The sequence below is a fragment of the Salinicola acroporae genome (assembly GCF_003206615.1).
GTDB classification, from domain to species: domain Bacteria; phylum Pseudomonadota; class Gammaproteobacteria; order Pseudomonadales; family Halomonadaceae; genus Salinicola; species Salinicola acroporae.
This window is the reverse complement of sequence record NZ_PZJW01000004.1, coordinates 390,363-414,426: the sequence shown is the minus strand read 5'-3', so window position 1 is coordinate 414,426 and position 24,064 is coordinate 390,363. Positions and strand designations below refer to the sequence as shown.

21 protein-coding genes are annotated in these 24,064 nt (G+C 64.2%); 10 read left to right on the top strand and 11 right to left on the bottom strand.

The genetic code is table 11. From position 1 onward, the window contains the following. Nucleotides 1-71 precede the first annotated feature (71 nt). The 4 genes from DOM54_RS07400 to DOM54_RS07385 all read right to left on the bottom strand — a co-directional run bounded on the left by DOM54_RS07400 (nt 72) and on the right by DOM54_RS07385 (nt 5,017). Nucleotides 72-1,025, bottom strand: a complete 954-nt coding sequence (locus DOM54_RS07400) for a Bug family tripartite tricarboxylate transporter substrate binding protein (protein WP_110715702.1) — start codon at nt 1,023-1,025, stop codon at nt 72-74. Between the two features lie 10 nt (nt 1,026-1,035). After that, a complete protein-coding gene (locus tag DOM54_RS07395; protein ID WP_110715701.1) occupies nt 1,036-2,544 on the bottom strand; it encodes a tripartite tricarboxylate transporter permease in 1,509 nt (502 codons plus the stop codon). A 9-nt stretch (nt 2,545-2,553) separates the two neighbouring features. After that, nucleotides 2,554-3,003, bottom strand: coding sequence for a tripartite tricarboxylate transporter TctB family protein (locus DOM54_RS07390; protein WP_110715700.1), 450 nt, complete (start codon nt 3,001-3,003; stop codon nt 2,554-2,556). Nucleotides 3,004-3,649: 646 nt separating this feature from the next. Then, the gene (locus DOM54_RS07385; RefSeq protein ID WP_110715699.1) at nt 3,650-5,017 is read right to left on the bottom strand and encodes an MmgE/PrpD family protein; all 1,368 of its coding nucleotides are present in this window, start codon (nt 5,015-5,017) and stop codon (nt 3,650-3,652) included. Nucleotides 5,018-5,640: 623 nt separating this feature from the next. Between DOM54_RS07385 and DOM54_RS07380 the strand changes: the two genes are divergently transcribed. Beyond that, on the top strand, nt 5,641-6,237 hold the full coding sequence (locus DOM54_RS07380) for a phosphatase PAP2 family protein (protein WP_110715698.1): 597 nt from the start codon (nt 5,641-5,643) through the stop codon (nt 6,235-6,237). An 89-nt stretch (nt 6,238-6,326) separates the two neighbouring features. Here the strand turns inward: DOM54_RS07380 and DOM54_RS07375 are convergent, their stop codons facing one another. From DOM54_RS07375 to DOM54_RS07360, 4 genes are all read right to left on the bottom strand, one after another. After that, nucleotides 6,327-7,715, bottom strand: a complete 1,389-nt coding sequence (locus tag DOM54_RS07375; RefSeq protein WP_110715697.1) for a sodium:solute symporter family protein — start codon at nt 7,713-7,715, stop codon at nt 6,327-6,329. A 111-nt stretch (nt 7,716-7,826) separates the two neighbouring features. Then, nucleotides 7,827-9,095 (bottom strand): metal-dependent hydrolase family protein, encoded by a 1,269-nt coding sequence (locus tag DOM54_RS07370; protein ID WP_110715696.1) that lies wholly within the window; start codon nt 9,093-9,095, stop codon nt 7,827-7,829. Between the two features lie 129 nt (nt 9,096-9,224). Continuing rightward, nucleotides 9,225-10,157, bottom strand: coding sequence for a LysR substrate-binding domain-containing protein (locus tag DOM54_RS07365; protein WP_110715695.1), 933 nt, complete (start codon nt 10,155-10,157; stop codon nt 9,225-9,227). Nucleotides 10,158-10,216: 59 nt separating this feature from the next. Beyond that, complete coding sequence (locus DOM54_RS07360) at nt 10,217-11,116, bottom strand: LysR family transcriptional regulator (RefSeq protein WP_110715694.1); 900 nt, start codon at nt 11,114-11,116, stop codon at nt 10,217-10,219. Between the two features lie 119 nt (nt 11,117-11,235). Here DOM54_RS07360 and DOM54_RS07355 point away from each other — a divergent pair, with 119 nt between their 5' ends. Together DOM54_RS07355 and DOM54_RS07350 are read left to right on the top strand one after the other, a co-directional pair. Then, a complete protein-coding gene (locus tag DOM54_RS07355; protein ID WP_110715693.1) occupies nt 11,236-12,102 on the top strand; it encodes an aldo/keto reductase family oxidoreductase in 867 nt (288 codons plus the stop codon). Between the two features lie 325 nt (nt 12,103-12,427). After that, nucleotides 12,428-14,341, top strand: coding sequence for a propionyl-CoA synthetase (locus DOM54_RS07350; protein WP_110715692.1), 1,914 nt, complete (start codon nt 12,428-12,430; stop codon nt 14,339-14,341). A 100-nt stretch (nt 14,342-14,441) separates the two neighbouring features. Here DOM54_RS07350 and DOM54_RS07345 read toward each other — a convergent pair whose 3' ends face one another. From DOM54_RS07345 to DOM54_RS07335, 3 genes are all read right to left on the bottom strand, one after another. Next, the gene (locus DOM54_RS07345; RefSeq protein WP_110715691.1) at nt 14,442-15,542 is read right to left on the bottom strand and encodes an NADH:flavin oxidoreductase/NADH oxidase; all 1,101 of its coding nucleotides are present in this window, start codon (nt 15,540-15,542) and stop codon (nt 14,442-14,444) included. 193 nt (nt 15,543-15,735) lie between these two features. Next, on the bottom strand, nt 15,736-16,935 hold the full coding sequence (gene zigA / locus DOM54_RS07340) for a zinc metallochaperone GTPase ZigA (protein ID WP_110715690.1): 1,200 nt from the start codon (nt 16,933-16,935) through the stop codon (nt 15,736-15,738). An 82-nt stretch (nt 16,936-17,017) separates the two neighbouring features. After that, the gene (locus tag DOM54_RS07335) at nt 17,018-17,449 is read right to left on the bottom strand and encodes a TraR/DksA C4-type zinc finger protein (protein WP_110715689.1); all 432 of its coding nucleotides are present in this window, start codon (nt 17,447-17,449) and stop codon (nt 17,018-17,020) included. 240 nt (nt 17,450-17,689) lie between these two features. Here DOM54_RS07335 and phnD point away from each other — a divergent pair, with 240 nt between their 5' ends. From phnD to DOM54_RS07300, 7 genes are all read left to right on the top strand, one after another. Next, on the top strand, nt 17,690-18,700 hold the full coding sequence (gene phnD, locus DOM54_RS07330) for a phosphate/phosphite/phosphonate ABC transporter substrate-binding protein (RefSeq protein WP_110715688.1): 1,011 nt from the start codon (nt 17,690-17,692) through the stop codon (nt 18,698-18,700). A 66-nt stretch (nt 18,701-18,766) separates the two neighbouring features. Next, nucleotides 18,767-19,564: a phosphonate ABC transporter ATP-binding protein gene (gene phnC / locus DOM54_RS07325; protein ID WP_110715687.1), complete on the top strand. Its 798-nt coding sequence runs from the start codon at nt 18,767-18,769 to the stop codon at nt 19,562-19,564. Further along, complete coding sequence (gene phnE, locus DOM54_RS07320) at nt 19,561-20,379, top strand: phosphonate ABC transporter, permease protein PhnE (RefSeq protein WP_110715686.1); 819 nt, start codon at nt 19,561-19,563, stop codon at nt 20,377-20,379. Before phnC ends, phnE (DOM54_RS07320) begins: the two co-directional genes overlap by 4 nt. Then, nucleotides 20,376-21,188, top strand: coding sequence for a phosphonate ABC transporter, permease protein PhnE (gene phnE / locus DOM54_RS07315; RefSeq protein WP_110715685.1), 813 nt, complete (start codon nt 20,376-20,378; stop codon nt 21,186-21,188). Before phnE (DOM54_RS07320) ends, phnE (DOM54_RS07315) begins: the two co-directional genes overlap by 4 nt. A gap of 102 nt (nt 21,189-21,290) precedes the next feature. Then, nucleotides 21,291-21,773, top strand: a complete 483-nt coding sequence (locus DOM54_RS07310; protein WP_240613806.1) for a RidA family protein — start codon at nt 21,291-21,293, stop codon at nt 21,771-21,773. Nucleotides 21,774-21,804: 31 nt separating this feature from the next. After that, nucleotides 21,805-22,965 (top strand): ABC transporter ATP-binding protein, encoded by a 1,161-nt coding sequence (locus DOM54_RS07305; RefSeq protein ID WP_206019034.1) that lies wholly within the window; start codon nt 21,805-21,807, stop codon nt 22,963-22,965. A gap of 49 nt (nt 22,966-23,014) precedes the next feature. Next, on the top strand, nt 23,015-24,058 hold the full coding sequence (locus tag DOM54_RS07300) for an NAD(P)H-quinone oxidoreductase (RefSeq protein ID WP_206019033.1): 1,044 nt from the start codon (nt 23,015-23,017) through the stop codon (nt 24,056-24,058). Nucleotides 24,059-24,064 lie beyond the last annotated feature (6 nt).

Genomic DNA, 24,064 nt, shown 5'->3' with positions numbered 1-24,064 from the left:
GACTCCTGACGATGAAGACACTTTCGGTAGCGCGGCCCCTCCGGCCGGCTAACCCTGGCCTGAGCGCGCCCTCACTTCCAGGGATCGCGGTTCCAGAGCTCGACGACGGCCTGGTGCTGCTGCTCGACCAGCCCTTTCCAGGCATCGGCATCGAGATAGGCCGCGGGTACCGCCTCTCGGCTCATGTCCTTGAGAAACTCGGGATCCTCGAACATTTTGGCGAAGGCTTCATTGTACTGGTCGACGATCGCTGTCGGCGTTCCCTTGGGCAGCACGTAGCCCCGAGTCGAGGCCATGTCGATATCGTAACCCTGCTCCTCGAAGGTCGGCACGTCCTGCAGGTACTCCGAGCGGGATTCATCCATCACACCCAGGAAGTTCACGGAATCCTGATAATTGTAGGCGGCACTGACGTTGACGACCGCGAGGTCGACATGTCCGCCCATCAGTGCCGTCCGCGCCGAGCCGTCGCCGCCCAGCGGCACGTAAGTGAAGTGACAGCCCAGGGCACTCTCGACCTGTTTGGCGGCGAAGTGGTCTTCACCGCCGTATCCCGCCAGGCCAAGCGTCAACTGGCCACCATCGGCGCATGTCTGCTTGAGGTCTTCCAGCGAAGCAATATCGTCATCGCGCTGAGTGATCAGCGTGTTGGGATCCGACGTGACACTGGAGAGAAATGCGAAGCTATCGAGGTCGTAGCTCACTTTGCGGTCGACCATCCGTCCGATCGATGCGGGCACGTTGAAGGTCCCCACCGTATAGCCATCGGGGTCGGCCCGGGATACCTGGGTCAGGGCGATGACGCCACCGGCCCCTTTGACGTTCTTGACCACTACGCTGGCATCGCCATCCAAATACTTCTCGAGATAGCGCCCGACCACACGCGCGGTAATATCGGTCCCCCCACCGGGTCCGTAGCCGACCACGATGGTAATGTCCTCGTCCGGAAAGTCGGCCTGAGCCACCAGCGGCATCAACGCCACCAGGCCCGTCATCATTGTCATCTTGTTCCGGTGATTCAACATGGTGCCTCTCCTAGTTGGTGAGTCTTTTACCGATCAGCGACGACAGACGTTGCTTAAAGCACGTCAAGACGATCAGCATCACGATCATCGCAATGAGCACGATCGATGGAGCCGAGCTCCACAGCACGGCGGGATCGTTGCCGCTCATCAGCATCGAAATACGGAAGTTGTATTCCATGAACCCGCCCAGGATGACGCCAAGCACGATGGGCGCCATCGGGAATTTGAGCTTCTCGAGTACGTAACCGAACACCCCGAAACCGAACATCAAGAAGACGTCGAACAGGGTTTCGTGAATCGAGTAGGCGCCGACCACCATCAGCGAAAGGATGATGCTGCCCAGCAGCGGTCTCGGCAGATGGAGCACCTTGGAGAAGAGTCGGGTCGCCACGGACCCGCCAAGAAATAGCAGCATCACCGACGCAATCAGGAACTGCCACATGAAGCCGAACACCTCGTCCGGGTGCTCTCGGAACAGGTTGGGGCCAGGCTGCAGTCCATGGATGAGAAATCCCCCCAGCATGACAGCAGCCACCGAGGTGCCGGGGATGCCCAGGGTCAGCGCCGGGATCATCGAAGCCGCGGTATCGGCGTTGTTGCAGGTCTCGGCGGCGGCGACACCCTCTGGCTCCCCCTTGCCCCACGCTTCCGAGTTGCGTGCACTTCGCTTGGCTTCGTTGTAACTGATGAATGTCCCGAAGGAGCCGCCAGCCCCCGGCAGGATGCCTACCGCGATACCGATCAGAGATGCCCGTAACCAGGTTTTCCAGTAGCCGAGCATCGATGCCAAAGACTTGAAGAAACCTTCGTCGTCCACCTCTTTGGCGTGGCTCTCTTCACCACTCTGTGGATTGACCAGGGTGTCGATGACCGGTGGCATCGCGTACAGCCCAATCAGCAGCACGATCACGCTGATACCGTCATCGAGATAAAGCGAACCGAAGGTAAAGCGCTCATTGGCACTTACCGGGTCGATCCCCACCGTGGCGACGAAGATACCGATGCCTGCGCTGATCAACCCTTTCAGGGCGTTGCCCTTGATCAATAACGCGATGCTCAGGATGCCGAACACGGAGACCCAGAAAATCTCGGTCGGCCCGAACATCAGCGTCACACTGCCCAGCGGCGGCGCCAGCAACATCAGCGCCAGCCCACTGGCCAGACCGCCGATGGCAGAGGAGACAAGCGCCACGCGCAGCGCCTTGTTGGCGCGGCCCTGCTGCGCCATCGGGTAGCCATCGAAGGTGGTTGCCACGGCCGCTGGCGTGCCAGGGATACGCAACAGGATGGCGGGAATGGCGCCACCGTACATCGAGCCGTTATAGATCCCCGCCATCATCCCGAGCGCAACCTGCGGGCTCATGCCGAAGGTGAAAGGGAGCAATACCGAGATGCCGAGCGTGGCACTCAACCCCGGCAATGCACCGAGGAAAATGCCGGCGACGACGCCGACCGCGACGGCCAGCAGGCTGCCGAGGCTCAGAATATCGGGCAGGGAGTGCCAGAGTGCTTCAAACATGGACGTGCCTCACATCAGCCAGCCATGGGGCAAGCTTCTGCCCATGGCCATGTCGAACAGCAGATAGAGCATCACCGTGAACAGCGCCGAGCCGAACAGGCTGCGCTCCCATCGGCGATAACCGAATGCCGCGCTCATCAGCGGAATCATCAGGAAGGTGGAGGCGTAGAAGCCGAGCCTGGCAACGGCCACCAGATAGACCAGCACGCAGAGCAGGCCGAGCACGACCTTGCCCAGGCTTTCGGGATGACCCTCGCCGCCCTCCCGCTGGCGGCCCTGCAGGCAGGACTGCACGAGCAGCACGACGCTCAAGACACCCACGACGCCGAGAACGGCCAATGGAAACATCGCCGATGCCAATGGAAGACCTGCGCCCATGACGATGAAGGCGATAGATGCCACGATCAGCGCGATGCAGACAACGACCGTTGGCATCAATCCCTTGGATATGGCTTTCATGTACCGCTCCCCTCTGTGGTCTGGGGAGCCACGCTAGGGAAAAAGCCGGAGCGCCACGAATGCGTTTTTTTGCCAGACTCATAGCATTGCGCTATACCCCGCTTTCACCGCCTGTAGAATCTTTTTATTCATATTAAAAATCAAATAATTATGAAAAAAATGAACTTAAGTATAAGAGAGGATGTCGAGCCAGTCTTAGACTAAAGTTACAGTGTTCTACCCGCCATATTACCTCTGCCGATAGCCTCGTCGTGGGTCGAAATCCCGGAGTCATGCCGTGGCCATCGGCTCTGACTTGGGGATGAGGACTGCACGCCGAATCGGTGCCAGCAGCGTGCTCCGTCGTCACGACATCGCATCGCCGAGCCGACAGCGGCACGGATGACAACGCCGGGGGGGGGAATCAGCCGCGCAAGGGTCCACAAGTGACTGTGCGCGGCCGAGAACATGGGAGGGAGAAACAATGGGGCGTTAGCCGACACGGGCTGGGCGCGAGGGCTCGAACGACCGTTGTACGCACTGAGCAACCACGCCGACAAGCGCCACCCTCGCCATGGTCGCCACGACCTACCGGGGCCTGTCGGTGCCGTGCATGACACACCCAGCCGAGTGAGTACGTTGGTCCCTCAGGTGATGGTCACGCCCGTCATTCGGGAGAACGGGCCTGCGCCGTCAACTCGCTCACGCGCGTCAGCGTTTCCAATCCCATGACGGTATCGTGCAGTCGTGAGCCGGCTTCGGCGGATAGGACATACGCCGTGCAGCGATCGAACTTGGCGCGAATCATGGCTGGCGGCGCGGGCTCTTCGGCGTGACGCCCCAACGGGCGGTCCAGCCGCTTGAACCGCTGCGACCCATCTCGCAGCACGATGCAGAGCTCGGTGAGATAGTTGCCTTCGGGGGTCGGCGCGCTATGGGCATGAGGGCGCGTTTCGACCTTGGCCATCAGCGACTTCGCCGCCTCGTTCTCATAGGCATGCTCGGTAAAACTATCGAAATCAATTCGACCATCCAGCAATGTCCGCGCTATACAGTACTGGACGCTGAACCTGGCATCGGTCGCACTGCGCAGTACGGGGCGGTCGACGTGGGTCAGGCGCAGCGGATGAATCGTCACCACGACGCGTTCGACATCCGTGACATCGAACGCCTGCTCGCCCTGGAGCAAGCGTACGGCATCGATGCTGGCGTGGGTGCTGTCACAGCATGGGTAGAGCTTGATGCCGATTCCCGGCGTGACAATATCGAGCGGCGCGGCCCAATTCTCGAGGGCGCGATCGGCATGGTAATTGCCCTCGCCGTTGAAGACGTTGAAGAAGCCCTGACGATGTTCGAAGGCGTCCAGGCTGGCAGAGAAACCCTGGCGTGCCATCAGTGCCGCCATCACGCCATGACGCGCGGCATGTCCGACGTGGAAAGGCTTGGTCATGGTGCCGAAGTTGGCTTTGACGCCACTGGCGAGGCTCACGCAGATGCTGAGCGCTGTCGCAGTACGGTTCGCGCTCAAGTTCAGAAGCTTGGCGCAGGCGGCAGCGGTGCCGAATACGCCTAGCGTGGCGGTCGGATGCCAGCCAAGATCGTAATGATGGAAATTGACCGCCCGCGCCAGTCGCGTTTCGGTCTCGAATCCCGCGATGAAGGAGAGCAGTAGTGTTCTCCCGCTGCTATCGAGTTCCTCCGCCAACGGCAACAACCCCGCCAGCAGCGGCGCGGACGGATGCCCGCCCATGGCAGTATTGACGTCGTCGAAGTCGAGCGCGTGCGCGGCACACCCGTTGATCAGCGCGGCACTCAATAGGTCGAGGCGTTCGCTCCGGCCCATTAGCGAACACTCGCCAGAAGTCGCCATGCCCGGCGTCGCCATCAAGGTGTCAACCGCATGTTCCCTGGCCCCGGCAAGCGCGCAGCCTAACGTGTCGAGAATCGCCGTCTTGGCATTGTCGATGGCGGTCGCCGGAAGATCCTCATAGGTCAACGCCACGATCCGTGCCGCCAGTTGCTGGGATAAAGTCATGGGTAGGCTGTCTCGAATGTCGTAAGTCGGGGCCAATAGCGTCGTATCGTCCGGTACGAACACTCGGAACGACGCGACGAGGGTCGGCGGCGCTATCGGCTACAGGCGTAATGCGGGACGCGCGATATCGACGACGCGGACGTCACGACAGCTGCCGGCCTCGTCAGGGCGACGTTGCGGCACTGGACAGAAGAAGGGGGGATCGTCCAGCTTCTTCGCTGCCATGAGTCACGCCCTGCAACGCATGTGTCATGGCTTGGGAAGGTGTCACGGCCGATTGTGACGTCACAAATCGCTTTTTCTCGATGGGCTCCAAAGAAAATGGATGACCATCGACAAAACGATCTTAAGCCTATGGATAGAAAAGATTTTTGCGGCGGGATCCGGAAGGGGTCACGGCACGCAGCCGGACCAGACTTTAGTCGCAACCGGGATGTCGACTGGCGAACATCACGGCGTGATCCATGGGTGGCGACAACGACACTGACGAAGCGTTGCCGTCGGCAGACGCCGGCGCGTGGTGGCGAATAAAAAATGACAGTATCGTTACCAATTCCTGCGAATCGCCTTCCCGGGCGGCTGTAGCATGAGCGACTTCACTCAGGACGCTATCGTATCGGATCATGGAATCTTTCAACTTACGTCTCTTCGCCTGGCTCAATGCCCCGTCGCACGCTTCGCATCTGACCCTGTCACTGGCCTATGCCCTGGCCATCTACGCCATCTATTTCGTGCCGCTACTGATGATCCTCGGCTGGTTACACCGAGATCCTGCCCGTCAGCGCCTGGCGTTGAAGGCCCTGCTGGGGTGCGTCGTCGCCCTGTCGGTTAACGAAGTCATCACCTTACTATGGGATCACCCTCGTCCCTTCGCCATCCCCGTCGGCCATACCTACCTGGATCACGCCGCGAACAGCTCGTTTCCCAGCGATCACATGACCGTGATTTCGACACTGGCGATCACGCTACTGTTGTCCCGTGAGTGGCGTCCGCTCGGCTATCTTTCCGCCGGACTGGGGTTGGGTATCGCCTGGTCCCGGGTCTACCTCGGCGTCCACTTTCCCCTGGACATGCTCGGCGCCATCGCCGTGTCGGCCCTCGTTGCCACCCTGTTGGCCATCACCGAGCGCTGCTACATGCCGACGCTCCATGGCCTGTCACGCGGCCTTTATCGGCGCCTGTTCGCCCCCCTGATCGATCGCGGTTGGCTGGCCCACTGAGCTCCCGCGGCGACTCAGTGACCACAACGGAACGGCCGGGCCATCGATGATGGCCCGGCCGCTTGATTTCCGCGTTACCGCCGTACGCGTCAGGCGCCGGCGGACACCACGGGCTGCCTCCGTCCGGCGAGACTCGCGCCGACCAGCGTCACCACCGCCAGCGGCATCGCCACCAGCACGCTGTTCCAACCCATCGGCTTGCCGAGCGCGATTTCCCACACCAGCGTCATCACGCCGCCGACGATCATCGCCGCCAGCGCCCCGGCCGGTGTGGCGCGGGGCCATAGCAGCGCGGCCAGGAATACCGGCGTGATCGCCGCGCCGTACATGCCGTAGGAGTACATCTGCATCGCCAGCACGCTGGGGAAGAAGGCGCCCAGGACCCAGGCCAGAATGCCCAGCCCGACCACGGTCAGCCGGTTGACGAGCAGCGCCTTGCCCGCCGGGATATTCAGTTTCAGCAATCCACCGAGAATGTCCTGGGTCAGGCTGGCCGAAGCCGACAGCAGGTACGAGTTGCCGGTGGTCAGCAGCAGCGCCACCAGAGACGCCAGCAGCAGCCCGCCGACCACCGTGGGCAACCCCTGCTGGGCCAGGGTCATCATCGCGGTCGATGGCGTGATATCGGGGTACATCACCCGCGTGGCGCAGACCAGCAGGGTAATCAGCGAGGTACACACGATCGAGGCGATGACCAGCCCCATCGCGGCCTTCTTGGCCGTGGCCGGATCCCGCGCGGCGGCAAAGCGCTGGAACAGGTTCTGGTCGCCCAGAATCAGCAGGAACAGCGGCAGGAAATAGCCCAGTGCCTGCCATGGCGTGAGACCCCCGAGCAGTGTCTGGTGCGTGGCCGGCAGCGCATCCATCATGTCACCGAGCCCCCCCAGTCGAGTCAGCACCAACGGCAAGGCAATCAGCATGCTGCCAAAGATGATGATGGCGCTCAGGTAGTCGGTGTAGGCCACCGAGACCAGCCCACCCATGGTCGCCAGCCCGATCATCACCAGCGCGGCGATCACCACCCCTTGCCACACCGGCAGGCCGAACGCCAGGTTGAGCGCCTGGCCCGCCCCGGTGAACTGGTAGGAGACGATGCCGACGTAGGCCAGCAGGATGATCAGTGAGGCGATCGAGCGCGCCGTGGGCCCGAACCGCTCCTCGATCAGCCCGGGAATGGTGGTCGCCCGCGAGCGGCGCATCTTCCGTGCCAGCAGGAAGTAGACCACCAGCGCCGCGATCGGCGTCCCGGCGAAGAAGAAGATTGCCGCGCCCGGTCCGTGCTGGAACACGAAGCTGGCGCCGCCGACGATCGAGCCCGAGCCGACGAAGGTGGCCAGCAGCGTCGCCGTCAGTACCAGGGTGGAGAGCGAGCGCCCGGCCACGATGAAGTCGGTGTCGTCGTGGACCTTGCGTCGCGAGAAATAAAGCCCAATGACGACCATCAGTACGATATACGCGATGACGAAGAATGCCTGCATGATCGCAGTCTCCCTTTTTGATTGTTATACGTCGTGATTGTTATACGTCGCGATTGTCTTGCGTGTCGTTTTGCCGTCCCGGCGCGACCGCTCGCACCGGGCAGCAGGGCGTCAGCGACTCAAGCGATCCTTGACCGCGCGGCCACCCTGCATGATCAGCGACAGATGCTTGCCCTGACCGGTCAGCAGGCTCATGTCCTCCAGCGGATTGCCATCGACCACGATCAGATCCGCCCACGCCCCCGGCGCAATGCAGCCGATCTCGCCTTCCATCCGCAGCAGCTTGGCCGCCGTCGACGTGGCACTGCGAATCACCTCGTGCGGGGGCAACACCTGCGAGCGGATCACGAACTCTTCAGACTGATGTGGATGCATCTCGCCGAGCAGATCGGTGCCGTAGGCCATGGGCAGACCGGCTTCGTGCATGGTGACCAGGCTCTCGAGCCCCGCCAGCCGCACGTCGTCGATCTTGGCGACCGACTCCGGCTTGAGCCCGTAATCGGCGCCTTCGATCTTGAGGCGTTCGTAGGTGACCAGCGTGGGGCACGCCATGGCACCGCGTTCGGCTGCCAGCTTGGCCGTGTCCGCCTCGATCAGGTTGCAGTGCTCAAGCGAGCGGACGCCGGCTTCGACAGCGCGGCGAATCGCTTCGTCGGTGTAGAGATGGGCGCTGACGTAGGTCTGGGCGTTGCTGGCTTCCTCGACGATGGTTCTGAGCTCGTCCACCGAAAAGCTCAGGAATTCGATCGGATCGCTGGGCGAGGAGACGCCGCCGTTGGCCATCACCTTGATGAACTGGGCGCCGGCCTTGATCTCCTGACGCACCGCACGGCGTACCGATTCGACGCCGTCGCAGATACGGCCCATCGACCCCAGCCGCCGGGTCTGATACTGGTCGTCACGCTCGTCATAGAAGCCGCGGTAATCATTGTGACCGCCAGTCTGGGACAGCGCCTTGCCGCAGATCACCAGCCGAGGCCCGACGAAGAGCCCTTCCGCCACCGCCTGCTGGATCCCCCGGTCGGCACCGCCGACGTCGCGTACCGTGGTGAAGCCTCGCATCAGCATGCCTTCCATGATCGGCGTCGCGCGCGCGGCAACCAGGGCGTCCGGCAGCAGCGCGTTGGCGCCGAGATCGGCTGTGGTCGCGATCACGTGGACGTGGCAGTCGATCAGGCCCGGCATCAGCGTGCGCCCTTCGAGATCGATCACGCGGGCGTCGCGGGGCGCCTCGATCGGCGAGTCGGAAACCTGGGCGATGCGGCCGCCTTCGACGAGGACGTGCACGCCCACTCGGGGCTGCACGGATGAGCCATCGACTAGATTGGCGTTACGGAACAGCACGGCCTGCGAGGAGCGTGAAGAGGAAACTTCGGTCATGGATCGGGATCTCGGGAGGCGTTGTTGTGATAGTCAACTCGAATACGACTTGAGCCTACCCAGCGTCTCGAACCTCTGAAAAGCGCTAAAAACGCATGCCAGCATGCGGCTAGCGCATCGATCCCGTCATCAGCCCCTGGGCGGTGCCATCTCCATCAGCCAGCGCTTGAAGCAGCGCGTGGCGACATTCTCCCGGCGCTCCTCGGGAGTGATCATGTAATAGCCGCCACCGTGACTCGCCCAGTGATCGGAGGCGGCCACCAGCCGACCGCGTTCGATCTGGCTGTCGATCACATGGCGCCAACCCAGCACGATGCCCTGCTCGAATACCGCCATCTCGACCAGCGTCGGATAGTGATTGAAGACCACGGCATGGGTCGCCGACGACATTGGCACCTGGTGATACCGAAACCAGTCGTTCCACGAGATCCACAGGCTCTGGGCATCCTCCAGCGTCAGCAGCGTCTCCTGCAGAATATGCTCGGGTTCGAGTTTCTGGTGCTCGCCGAGGCCGAAGCGATCGCGACACGCCGCGAGGTAACCGGGCGCGCAGACCGGGAAGACTTGCTCGGGGATCAGGTAGGTGGTCTCGAATCCGGGTAATGACGCCTGCTTCAGGTAGTAAAGCCCGATATCGAACTCGAACGAGGAGAGCGACGTCACGCCATCGCGCACGATCAAACGTAGCTTGATGTGGGGATACTGATGCCGGAACTGACCCAGCCGCGGCGCCATCCAGAATTGCGCCACGCCGGCGGTGCAGGCCACCGTCAGCTCGTTGTCGCCGGTGGATTTCATCACCTCGGCAGTGGCGTGCACGCAGTCGTCCAAAATCGAGCGCACCTGCAGCGCATAGGTCTCCCCGGCCCGGGTCAGCGCCAGCTGGCGCTGCTCGCGGAGGAACAGCTTGCGTCCCAGAAACTGTTCGAGATGGACGATTTGCCGACTCACCGCACTCTGGGACAGGCTCAACTCGACGGCGGCTCGGGTAAAGCTCATGTGCCGCACGGCCGCTTCGAAGGCGATCAGCGCGTTGAGCGGCGGTAGCGGTGACATGCGCATGAATAGCTCCAGAAAAGCGGTGAGTAGGATCAGGATACGTGATCGCGCCGACGGGAACGCTAGCCGCGATCGCGAATGAAATCGATGAAAGCGCGCAGCGGCGCGGGCACGAGTCGGCGATCCGAATAGTAGAGATAGGGGCCGGTGAAGCGTAGCCACCAGGGCTCGAGAACCGCTACCAGCTCACCGCTGTCGAGGTACGGCTGGACCCACTGTTCGAAGATCATGATCAGGCCGACGCCTTGCAAAGCTGCCTCGACGCCAAGATCCACCCCGCCGCCGATGCTGACCGTCAAAGGGCCGGTGGGGTCGATGCGAATCGACTCCTCCCCGCGCTCGAACTCCCACGCCGCCTGGTTGCCGTTGGTGAAGCGGCCACGGATACAGGCATGCCGCAGCAGGTCGTGGGGATGCGCAGGGGTGCCGTGACGCGCCAGGTAATCGGGCGAAGCGACCAGCGCAAACCGCTGCTCGCGCGGGCCGATGGGGACGGCGATCATGTCCTGCTCGAGCAGTTCATCGTAGCGGATGCCGGCATCGAAGCCCGCCGCCAGCGTATCCGTCGCGGCGCTGTCGGCAGTGACTTCCACGCGGATCTCCGGGTAGGCCTTGAGAAAATCGGGCAGGATCGATGGCAGGATCAGCCGCGCCGCACTGACCGGCACATTGAGGCGTAGCGTGCCGGCGGGGCGATCCCGGAAGCCGTTGATCGCATCCAGGGCGTTTTCGACCTCCTCGACCGCCGGCGCCAGCCGTGCGACCAGGGCGGCGCCGGCCTCGGTCAGCGTCACCGCCCGCGTGGTGCGATGAAACAGCCGAATGCCAAGCGCCGTTTCGGCACGCCGCACCGCATCGCTCAAGCGCGACGCACTGGTACCGCTGAGCCGCGCCGCTTCCCGAAACCCCTTGGCTCTGGCCACGGCCAGCACGAGTTGAAGATCACCGAGATCGGCGCTCATTGTGCATTTCTCCGCACACACTGTATGGAGTAAGTGCAATAGTCGCACAGCACTGACACGCCTACCATGAGGACACATCAGGGCGTTTGACGCCCCGTCATCGACACAGGAGTGAACGCATGTCCCTCATCGACAAGGCTGGCACCTACACCCTCGGCAACCGCCAGGTCAAACGACTGGGCTACGGGGCGATGCAGCTCGCCGGTCCGGGGGTGTTCGGTCCGCCCAAGGATCCGGCGCGGGCGTTGCAGGTACTCAAGGAGGCCATCGCCGCCGGTATCGACCATATCGACACGTCGGATTTCTACGGCCCGCACATCACCAATCAGCTCATCAAGCAGGCGTTGCACCCCTATCCGAGCGATCTCTGCCTCGTCACCAAGGTCAGTGCTCGACGCGATGAAACCGGCGCCTGGCTGCCCGCGCTCTCGCCCGCCGAGCTGACCCAGGCGGTGGAAGACAACCTGCGCAACCTGGGGCTGGAGCAACTGGAAGTCGTCAACCTGCGCAGCATGCTGGACGTGCACGGGCCGGCGGAGGGCTCGCTGGAAGCGCCGCTGACGACACTGGCAGAACTTCGCGAACGCGGCCTGATCAAGCATATCGGGCTGAGTAACGTGACGCCGACCCAGGTGGCAGACGGCCAGAAGATCGTGCCCATCGTCTGCGTGCAGAACCAGTTCAACCTGGCCAATCGTGCCGACGATGCGCTGATCGACCGGCTTGCCGCGGACGGGATTCCCTATGTGCCCTTCTTTCCGCTGGGCGGCTTCACGCCGCTGCAGTCGGAAACGCTCTCCGCCGTGGCGCAGACACTCGATGCCACCCCGATGCAGATAGCGCTGGCGTGGCTGCTCAAGCGCTCACCCAACATCCTGCTGATCCCCGGCACCTCCTCTCCCGAGCATCTCAAGCAGAATATCCAGGCGGCAGCGCTGGAGATTCCCGCGGCGCAGATGGCATTGCTGGACCGGATCGGTAGCTGATACACCGATTCACCGTCGCGCCCCACAACCAGCGCAGTGCGATGCGCAGTCCGGTGTCGCCAGCTACCGCCTCGACATCATCCACGCCGAGTGTCTGAGAGCCTGCACGCCCACGACACGATGGCCCGGGCCGAGCGCGACTTCGCCCTCCGAGGAGATGGCAGGGGTGACGCCAGCGCACCGAACGCGCCCCCCCATCGTGCCCGGCTCGGGGTCCATTCGTCGAAGCTAGCCGATGGTCTGACGGTCGTCGAACGTTACCCCTCATACAGTGTCACCAAGCCCCGGCGAGATGGGCCGGGCAGGCACTTCAGCGGGGTATGCCATGAGCCGTTATCAGGACGAGTACCGAGCCTCGCTCGACGACCCGGAAGCCTTCTGGATGCGCCAGGCCCGGCGCCTGCCCTGGTTCACCCCGCCGACCCGGGCGCTCGCCTACGACGCAAACGGACACGCCCGGTGGTTCGGCGATGGCGAGCTCAACCTGTGTCATGCCGCCCTCGACTACCATGTCGAGCAGGGGCACGGCGAACGCATCGCACTCTACTGGGATTCACCGCTCAGCGGCCAGCAGCGGCGCTACACCTATCGTGAGCTGCGTGACGCTACTGCCCGCTGCGCCGGCGCCCTGCGCGAGCTGGGCGTGAGCCATGGCGAGCGCGTGGTGATCTACATGCCGATGGTGCCGGAGGCGTTGATCGCGATGCTCGCCTGCGCGCGTCTCGGCGCCATCCACTCGGTGGTGTTCGGCGGTTTCGCCGCCCGCGAGCTGGCAGCGCGGGTCGAGGACGCCAAGCCCAGGGTGGTGGTGGCAGCCTCCTGCGGGCTCGAACCCGGCCGCGTGGTGCCCTACCAGCCGATCGTGCGCGAGGCGCTGTCGCGTAGCGCGCATCCGGTCGCTCACTGCGTCTATCTGCAGCGCGACGCCTGCCGTGCCGAGCTCGGTCCGGGCGAGGCCGAGTGGAAGACACTGATGGCCACGGCCGAGCCCGTCGACTGTGTCCCGGTCAAGGCCACCGACCCGCTCTACATCCTCTACACCTCCGGCACCACCGGCCGACCCAAAGGCGTGGTACGCGATACCGGCGGCTACGCCGTGGCGCTGCACTACTCGATGGAGACGATCTACGACATCGCCCCGGGTGAGGTGTTCTTCTCCGCCTCCGACGTGGGCTGGGTGGTGGGCCACTCCTATATCGTCTACGGCCCGCTGCTGCGCGGGGCCAGCAGCGTGGTCTACGAGGGCAAGCCGGTTCGCACCCCGGATGCCGGCACCTTCTGGCGAGTGATCGATGAGTATCGGGTGAAGAGCTTCTTCACCGCCCCGACGGCCTTCCGCGCGATCAAGAAGGAGGACCCCGAGGCGCGGTTGAAGGAGGGCTACGATCTCTCCAGCCTGCGCTCGCTGTTTCTGGCCGGGGAGCGCCTCGACCCGCCCACCTACCACTGGCTCAAGGCGCATCTCGACGTGCCCATCGTCGACCACTGGTGGCAAACCGAGACCGGCTGGGCGATCGCCGCCGATCCGCTAGGACTCAACCCGGTGCCCACCCGCGCCGGCTCCGCCACCTTTCCGGTGCCGGGCTACGATGTGCGAATCCTCGATCGCCACGGCGAGGAGGTGGGCGCACTGACCGAGGGTAGCGTGGTGATCAAGCAGCCGCTGCCGCCGGGCTGCCTCGCCGGTATCTGGGGCGACCCCGAGCGCCTGCACTCGGCTTATCTGGCGACCTATCCGGGTTACTACCTCACCGGCGATGGCGGCTATTTCGACGAGGACGGCTACCTGTTCGTGATGGGGCGCACCGACGACGTGATCAATGTCGCCGGCCACCGGCTCTCCACCGGCGAGATGGAAGAGGTGCTCGGCTCGCATCCAGCGGTGGCCGAATGCGCGGTGATCGGGGCGCAGGATGCGCTGAAGGGGCAACTGCCGCTGGGCCTGGTGATCCCCAAGGATGGCTTCGACGGCGACGACGCCAAGCTGGAACGGGAGCTCGTCGCCCTGGTCCGGGAACGGATCGGCCCGGTGGCGAGCTTCAAGCAGGTCCGGGTCGTGGATCGCCTGCCCAAGACCCGCTCCGGCAAGATCCTGCGCCGCGCGCTGCGCCAGATCGCCGACGGGGAGACCTTCGACGTGCCCGCCACCATCGACGACCCGACCAGCCTGGAGGATGCCCGCGAGGCGATCACCAACCTGCGCGAAGGCGCGCCCCAGGGGGCGGACGACAACCGCTGAGGAGGCGTCACCAGGCCTCTCGGGCTTGGGGCGGTCACCGCGCGAGTTGCACAGTCCTGCTTGAGCCTCCCCGCTCTCGAACGGTCCTAGTCGAGCAACATTAGCCGAACAGCCCTTTCAACGTGTGCGGCTGGCTGCGCAGATACTGCTTGGGCGCGTGCACGCTGGCCCCCAGCTTGGCCGCGGCGTGCCACGGCCAGCGCGGATCGAAGAGCATCCCGCGGGCCAGCGCCACGGCGTCGGCGTCACCGCTGAAGACGATCCCTTCGGCCTGCTCCGGTTCGGTGATCAGACCGACCGCGATCACCGGCATGGCGACTTCCTGCTTCATGCGCCGGGCGAACGGCACCTGGTAGCCGGGGCCGACATCGAGCGTCTGGCGCGGGTCTAGCCCGCCGCCGGAGCAGTCGATGAAGCTGCAGCCGCGGGCGTCCAGCGCCTGGGCCAGGGCCACGCTCTGCGCCAGGTCCCAGCCGCCTTCGACCCAATCGCTGCCGGAAATCCGAATGCCCACGGGCTTGTCTGCCGGGAACACCTCGCGCACCGCCTCGAAGATCTCGAGTACCAGCCGCATGCGGTTTTCCAGGCTGCCGCCGTAGGCATCCTCGCGCTGGTTGGAGAGCGGCGACAGGAACTGGTGCAGCAGATAGCCATGGGCCGCGTGGAGCTCGATCAGATCGAAACCCAGGCGTGCCGCGCGCTTCGCCGCGGCGACGAAATCCGCCTTGAGCGCGTCGATATCGTCGAGCGTCATGGCCTGCGGCGGGCGCTGATCATCCTGATAGGGCATGGCAGAAGGCGCCAGGGTCTCCCAGCCACCATCTTCGAGCCCCAGCTGCTTACCGCCCTCCCAGGGGGCCTGGCAGGAGGCCTTGCGCCCGGCGTGGCCGAGCTGAATGCCGATGGGCATCGGCGAGTGAGCACGTACCGAGGCGAGCGTACGCGCCATCGCCTGCTCGTTGGCGTCGGAGTAGAGCCCCACGTCCCCCGGGGTGATACGCCCTGCCGCGGACACCGCCGAGGCTTCGATGATCAGCAGGCCGGCGCCGGAGAGCGCCAGCTGGCCCAGGTGAATGGTATGCCAATCGGTCATGCTCCCCTCGCCGTCGGCCGAGTACTGGCACATCGGCGAGATCACGATACGGTTGGGCAGGGTCAGCCCGCCGAGTGCCAGCGGGGAGAAGAGTTGCGGAGATGCCATCGGGTCGCGGCTCCTGTCGCGAAAGGGAATGGCACAAAATGTAGCTGGCTAATAATTGCAGTGCAATGTCGCTGACTCTCCGTCGGCCCTTTCGGCGACTTGGATAGATGTCATCAACACAAAAAACCCCGGCCGTCGGGCCGGGGAAGACTCTGGTGGAGACCAGACCACAGAGAGGGGCTGGGCGCATCGCTCAGGCGGCGACACCCCAGTCGGGAAAAGGGTCGGGCAGGCTTTTCCAGTACGCCTTGCCTCGGGCCAGTTCGTCATCGTCTAGCAGGCAGGCTTCCAGGCGGTGACGGATGCTCGCCACGTCGAGCCCCTGGCCGATGAAAACCAGCTCCTGGCGCATGTCACCGAAGGGTTCCTCCCACTTTTCCCGGATCGAGTCGAGATACTCGGGGTCCTGGGGCCAGCGCGACTCGGGCACCGCACGCCAGAACAGACCGGCGAAGCCGTGGTGGGCAATGCCGCCGGCCTGGCTCCACTGGCCAGCGTACTGAGGCCGGCTGGCGAGCCAGAAGAAGCCCTTGGAGCGCAGCAGACGGCCGTCGCCCCAGTCGCCGTGCAACAGCTCGAAGAAACGCTGCGGGTGGAACGGGCGGCGCGCTTCGAAGCTGAAGCTGCTGATGCCGTACTCCTCGGACTCGGGAACATGCTCACCGCGCAGCTCCTTGAGCCAGCCCGGGGCGAGCTGGGCCTTCTCGAAACTGAAGCGGCCAGTGTCGAGTACTCGATCCAGCGCGATCTGGCCGTGACTCATGGCGTGGATCTCGGCGTCCGGATTGAGGGTTCCAAGCACCGCCTCGACCTCGGCGAGCTGGCCGGCGTCGATCAGATCGCTCTTGGAGATCAGCAGCACGTCGCAGAATTCGATCTGGTCGACCAGCAGGTCGGCGACGTTGCGCTCGTCCTCCTCGCCCAGGCTCTCGCCCGCCTCGGCCAGGGACTTGGCCTCGTAGTACTGGGTCAGGAAGTTGGCGCCGTCGACCACGGTGACCAGGGTATCCAGGCGTGCCACCTGGGACAGGCTGCGGCCATTGTCATCCTCGAAGGTGAAAGTCTCGGCCACCGGCAGCGGTTCGGAAATGCCGGTGGATTCGATCACCAGGTAGTCGAAGCGACCCTCGTCGGCGAGGCGGTTCACCTCGATCAGCAGGTCTTCACGCAGGGTGCAGCAGATGCAGCCGTTGCTCATCTCGACCAGCTTCTCTTCGGCGCGATTGAGATCGACTTCACGCTCGACCAGGGCGGCATCGATATTGATCTCGCTCATGTCGTTGACGATCACCGCGATACGGCGGCCATCACGGTTGTTGAGCAGATGGTTGAGCAGCGTGGTCTTGCCGGCGCCGAGAAAGCCGGAAAGCACGGTAACGGGTAAGGGATTCATGGATTCCTCCAGCAAGGTCGGTCCGGGTCGGCCTCGGTATCGGTCGGGCCGTCGATGTTGTGGGTCGCCGACAGACGACGTGTCAGGCGCTGTGCCGCTTGGCGTAATGGTGCTCGCGCTGCTCCTGACGCTGCTTGGCCTCGAGACAGAGCGTGGCGGTGGGTCTCAGCAACAATCGTCGCAGGCCGATCGGCGCACCGGTCTCTTCGCAGAACCCATAGTCGTCCTCGTCCAATCGCTTCAGGGTACCGGCAACCTTGCGCAGCAGCCGGGTTTCGCGGTCGGCCTGGCGCAGCAGCAAACGCAACGTCTCCTCGTTGGCGGCCAGGTCGGCCTCGTCGCCGATGCCGCGGCTGTCGACGATGGTGCGGCGGGTCTCTTCAAGCGCGACTTCGAGCCTCGCCTGCTCCGCCAGCAGGCGCCGTCTGAAGAAGTCGAGCTGAGCCTCGTTCATGTAGGCGTTCTCAGGCATTGCCAGCAGTTGGCCCTCTTCCTCGATAAGCGTTGACGGCATGGCGGTCTCCTTCGGGGCATCTTGCAATTAATGTTATAACATAACACTTAAAACACCAATACCCTTCTCTCCTGCTCGGAGACGAACATGAAACGCAGTCATTAGCGAAAGTCGTATGCGCTTTGCGCCGGATTTTGCGCACACTGTGACAAAACCATGACACCGAAAGCGTCTCCAAAGAGATCCATAAATCGCGAGGCCGGTGTCGCCTATAACAACCTCCGTCCCAGGAGATCCGCCATGCTACGACGCCTCGAATCCTCCAGATCCCCCTCGCTGCGCCTGCCGCTTTCCCTGCTGACCACGCTGCTACTCGGCTGCGGCCTCGCTCTCTCGGCGCAGGCCGCCGACGAGTGCCCGCAACGCGGGGACCTGGCGCCCATGTACTGCGACGCCGACGGCGATCTGGTCGCCGATGCACCGACCGACGAATCCCAGTATCTCGATCCCAATCCTCTGGTCTTCGCCTACACCCCGGTCGAGGACCCGGCGATCTACGCCGATATCTGGGAACCGTTCATCAAGCACCTCCGGGATGTCACCGGCAAGGACGTTCGTTTCTATGCGGTGCAATCGAACGCTGCCGAGATCGAAGCGATGCGTAGCGGGCGCATTCAGGTCGCGGGCTTCTCCACCGGGCCGACACCGTTCGCGGTCAATCTCGCCGGCGCGGTGCCGTTCGCGATCATGGGCAGCGACGATGGCGAGTTCGGCTATACCCTGCAGGTCTACACCCGCAAGGACAGCGGCATCGACGAGCTGAGCGATCTCAAGGGCAAGCGCGTCGCGCACACCTCTCCCACCTCCAACTCCGGCAACCTGGCGCCGCGCGCCCTGTTCCCGAAGCAGGGCATCACCCCCGGCGAAGACTACGAAGTGGTCTACTCGGGCTCCCACGACCAGTCGATGCTGGGCGTGGTGGCGGGGGACTACGACGCTGCGCCGGTCGCCTCCGAGGTGGTCGATCGGATGGCCGAGCGGGGCCTCTACGACCCGGAAGAGGTCAAGATCGTGTTCGAGTCCAGGCGCTTCCCCACTACCTCCTATACCTATGCCTACAACCTCAAGCCCGAGCTGATCGACAAGATCAAGGAGGCCTTCTTCAGCTTCGACATGAAAGGCACCGAGCTGGGCGAGGAGTTCGACGGCGTGACCAGGTTCGTCCCGGTCACTTATCAGAAGGACTGGGAAGTCATCCGCGACATCCAGGATGCCAACGGCGTCGTCTACTCCCAGGAAAACGTCGAGTAATCCGCCGAACCACAGGCGGCGCCATCGGCCACAAAGGCCGATGGCGCCGTCAGCAGAGGATCTCCCATGCTGCGCATTCAGAATCTGATCAAACGGTACGGCCATGGCGAGCCGGTGCTGCGCGGGCTCGATCTCGACGTTCCCGGTGAATCGGTGGTGTCGATCATCGGCGCTTCGGGGGCCGGCAAGAGCACCCTGCTGCGCTGCATCAACCGGCTGGTGGAGCCCACGCAAGGCAGCATCGAGCTCAACGGCCTGGAGTTGACGCATCTCAAGCGTGAAGAGCTGCGCAAGGCGCGCCGGCGCATCGGGATGATCTTCCAGGGCTTCAACCTGGTGGATCGCCTGACGGTGATGGAGAACGTCCAGTGCGGAAGGCTGGGTTATATCCCCTACTGGCGGGCGGCACTGCGCAAGTACCCGGCGGAAGACATCGAGCGCGCCTACCACCTGATGGAGCGCGTCGGCATCGCGCATTACGCCAACAAACGCGCCGATGCACTCTCCGGTGGCGAACGTCAGCGTGTCGGCGTGGTTCGGGCGTTGATGCAGCAACCGGAAATTCTGCTCGCCGACGAGCCCACGGCCTCGCTGGATCCGGTGAGTTCGCGCCAGATCATGGAGCTGCTGCAGACGCTCTCCCAGGAGCTGTCGCTGCCGGTACTGATCAACATCCACAACGTGGCCGAAGCGCGTGAATACACCCAGCGCATCGTCGGCATGCGATTCGGCAAGCTGATCTTCGACGGCGTTCCCGCCGACCTGGATCAGGAGGCGATGGATGCCGTCTACAGCGGCACGCCCGGCGAGTCACGCCAGCAGGCCGAGCGCGCATCGGCCCAGTCCCCGGCGGTGGCATCATGAGCTCGAGTACCGATCAGACGGTCCCGTCGTCACGGCGACACTGGCGCAAGCCACCGTTCATCGCCAACCCGATGCTGCGCTGGGGGCTGGTCGTGGGCGTCGTGATCTACGCCATCTGGGCGATCTCGATCCTGCCGTTCGATCTCGACCGCATCAGCCAGGGCATGACCCGCGCCGCGCGGATTTTCTCCGGCGCCTTCCCGCCTAACTTCGACCGCTATGAGCTGCTCATCGACGGCTTCCTCGAAAGCCTGCAGATCGCCATTCTGGCGACACTGCTGGGTCTCGCGCTGAGCATTCCCATCGCGTTCATGGCGGCCCGCAACATCGCCGCCCGGCCGATCTACGTGATCGGCCGGGCCATCATCATCCTGGCGCGCAGCTTCCATCCGGTGATCGTGGCGATCCTGTTCGTCAAGGCGGTGGGATTCGGTCCGGTGGCCGGCATCCTGACGCTGACGCTCTACTCGATCGGTTTCGTCGCCAAGATGCTGGCCGAGCGTATCGAGGAGATCGACTGGGGTCAGGTGGAGGCGCTACGCGCCAGCGGCACCCGCTATATCAGCGTGCTGCAGTTCGCGGTGCTGCCGCAGATCATGCCGCGCCAGATCGGCCTCGGCATCTATCAGTTGGACAGCAATCTGCGGGCATCGGCGGTGGTCGGCATCGTCGGCGCCGGCGGCATCGGCTCGACGCTGATGAACGCTTTCGGCCGCTACGACTACGACTTCGCCCTGGCGATCACGCTGGTGATCATCGGCGTGATTCTGGTCAGCGAAGCGATCAGCGGTCGGATCAGGAGGAACATCGGATGACGCTGCCAACGACACCAAGCGTTGCCGAGCGCAGTTGGGCGCGCTATACCCCGCGTGAGCGCTGGAAGCGCTTCCTGACGCTGCTGGTCGTGGCGGCGGCGGTGGTGTGGGCAGTGGAGAGCATCGACATCATCTGGCCCTGGGTGTGGGACGCCCCGGCCCAGGTCGGCGACCTGTTCGGGCGCATGGTGCCGCCGGACGTCAGCAACCTGCAGGCGATCCTGTGGGCACTGGTCGAGACGCTCAACATCGCCACCATCGCCACGTTCGTGGCCGTCTTCCTGTCGCTGCCGATCGCCTACATCGCGGCCCAGAACACGACCCCCAACCGCTTCACGCTATGGCTGGGGCGTTTCATCCTGGTCTCGAGCCGGTCGGTCAATACGCTGATCTGGGCCCTGCTGTTCGTGGCGATCTTCGGCCCCGGCGTGCTGGCGGGGATCATCGCGATCATGTTCCGGTCGATCGGCTTTCTCGGCAAGCTGCTGGGCGAGGCAATCGAGGAGATCGACCGCCGTCAGGTGGAGGCGCTGGAAGCGACCGGCGCCTCGCGGGCCAGGGTGGTGCTCTACGCGATCGTGCCGCAGGTCATGCCGACATTCTTCGCGGTCGGCATCCTGCGCTGGGACATCAACCTGCGCGAATCGACCGTACTCGGCCTGGTCGGCGCCGGCGGCATCGGCGTGATCCTGCAGGGCGCCATCGACACGCTGGCGTGGCAGACCGTCGCCACCATCCTGTTGGCGATCATCGCCCTGGTCATCCTGGGCGAAGCGTTGGCCGCCTGGCTGCGCAAGAAGGTCATCTGATCCGGGACCTGCTTTTCCCGGCGTTCACGCGCCGGGGAAGGTCGCTTCGGCTTTTCCTAAGCATGACCCTATGTAAATGCTGGTTTCGCCGTGGCGGCCGGGATGCAAAGCTTGATCCATCCCGATCCTCGAGAGTCGCCCGGCATGCCCACCCATACCCGCATTCGCATGTTCAACACCAAAGAGACTTATCCCAATCAGTCGCTGGACAACGACCTGTGCCAGGCCGTACGGGCGGGCAATACGATCTACGTTCGCGGTCAGGTCGGCACCGACTTCGACGGCATCCTCGTCGGCCTGGGCGACCCTAGGGCCCAGGCAGAGCAGGCGATGAAGAACGTCAAGCAGTTACTGGAGGAGGCCGGCTCGGACCTTTCGCACATCGTCAAGACGACCACCTACCTTATCGATCCACGCTACCGCGAACCGGTCTACCAGGAGGTCGGCAAATGGCTGAAGGGTGTCTATCCGATCTCCACCGGGCTCGTGGTCTCGGCACTGGGACAGCCGCAGTGGCTGATGGAGATCGACGTCATCGCCGTCATCCCCGATGACACCGTTTCCTCTGACACTCCAGCACCCTGACCCTCCAACTTTCCAACAATCGGAGCTGCCCGTGGCGACCGTATCCCTGAGTCCACCTTCCGCCGCCCCGGCGTCCGCCGTCGGCTCGCCAGCCACCATGCCCGAGCGTGTCGCGGTGCAACTCGACGGCATTCTCAAACGCTTCGGTGATGCGATCGCGCTGCAGAAGATCTCGCTGAAGATCCGCGAGGGTGAATTCGTCACGCTTCTCGGCCCATCGGGCTGCGGCAAGACGACGCTCTTGAACCTCATGGCCGGCTTTCTCGAAGCCGACAACGGCGAGATCTTCATTGATGGCCAATTGGTTACCGAGACCCCGCCCTACCAGCGGGAAATCGGCATCGTGTTCCAGAACTACGCGCTCTTCCCTCACATGAGTGTGGTCAAGAATGTCGGCTATGGGCTGCGCATGCGCGGCACGCCGAAGGCAGAGATCGATGAACGGGTCGCCCAGGCGCTGGCGCTGGTAAAGCTTGAGGGCTTCGGCGAGCGTATGCCGCGCGAGCTCTCCGGCGGTCAACAGCAGCGAGTCGCCCTCGCCCGTGCCCTGGTGATTCGGCCCAAGGTGCTGCTGCTCGACGAACCCTTCTCGGCGCTGGATAAGAACCTGCGCCTGTCGATGCAACTCGAGTTGAAGGAGATTCAGCGCAAGCTGGGCGTAACCACGGTCTTCGTCACCCACGACCAGGGCGAAGCGTTGAGCATGAGCGACCGCGTGGTGGTGATGTCCGCCGGGCACGTGCGCCAGATCGGCACGCCGGATGCCATCTATCGCTCCCCGGAAGACCCGTTCGTGGCTGGTTTCGTCGGTGATGCCAACGTGCTCCCGGGGCGCTATCTGAGCCGTGACGACGCCGCCAACATCGAGCTGGGCGACGCCACGCTGCGCCTGCCCGTCGATCGCATTCATGCCTCGGTGGGCGCCCGTCTGGCGGTCTACGCGCGTCCCGAAAACATTCATCTGGTGCCACTGGACGGCGACACGCTACTGACCGGCACGGTGGTCAATCACGTGTTCCAGGGCGATCACGTCGACGTTCATCTGGACGTGCCGTCGCTGGATCAGGCGCGGCTGTTCGTGCGCCGCTCGGGGGTCGAATCCCTGACTCGCTGGCCCGTGGGCGCGGTCGCCGGTCTGGCCTTCGAAGACGACGGCATCTGTGCCTTCGCCGCCGACGCAACGTCTGCTTGATCGACACGCCATTCTCAATACGATAAGCGCTGAACAGGAGCGCCCCGCCATGCCCTTGCCCTTGCCCTTGCCCTTGCCCTTGCCCTTGCCCTTGCCCTTGCCCGATACCATGCTGGCCGTGATCGCCCGTCAACCCGGCGCCCCCGACGTTCTCACCTGTGTAAAGCGCGCGCTACCCGCCGTGGGCCGAGGCGAAGTCCTCGTTCGTGTCGCGGCGGCCGGCGTGAACCGCCCGGACCTGATGCAGCGCAGCGGTGCGCCGCTACCGCCAGGCACCACCGACGTGCTGGGTCTGGAAGCCGCCGGCACCGTCGTTGCCGTGGGTGACGGCGTGACCGACATCAGTGTCGGCGAACGCGTAATGGCACTGCTCGGCGGCGGCGGATACGCCGAATACTGCATGGCCGTCGCCGCTCACTGCCTGCCCGTGCCCGCCGGCCTCTCGCTGGAGGACGCCGCGGGCGTTCCCGAAGCGGCCTTCACCGTGTGGCACAACCTGTTCGAGCGCGGGCGGCTGACGGCGGGCGAGACCGTTCTGATTCACGGCGCCGCCAGCGGCGTGGGAACCTTCGCCGTGCAGTGCGCTCATGCCGCCGGCGCCCGCGTGATCGCGACCGCAGGTGGCGCAGTCAAGATCGCCGCGTTGCAAAAGCTCGGCGTCTGGCGCGCCGTGGATCGCCACGAGGAAGATTTCGTCGATGTCATCGCTGACATGACCGAAGGCCGCGGCGTCGACGTGGTGCTGGACAACGTCGGCGGACCCTACGTGGCCAGGAATCTGGCGGCCATGGCCCCAGGCGGGCGCCACGTCAGCCTGTCGTTCATGCAGGGCCAGCACATTGAGCTGGATCTGTCGGTGCTGATGCGCAAGGGCCTGAACCTGACCTCCTCGACGTTGCGCCCCAAGAGCCACGAGGAGAAGGCACGCCTGGCCGCGGCCATCCGCCAGCATCTGCTGCCGTGGCTAGCCTCGGGCGACGTGCGTCCATGGATTCACGCCGCGCTACCGCTCTCGCGAGCCGCCGAGGCTCATCGCTGCCTCGAAGCCAACGAGAATATCGGCAAGGTGCTGCTGGTCCCCGGTGCTGATTGAGGCGCC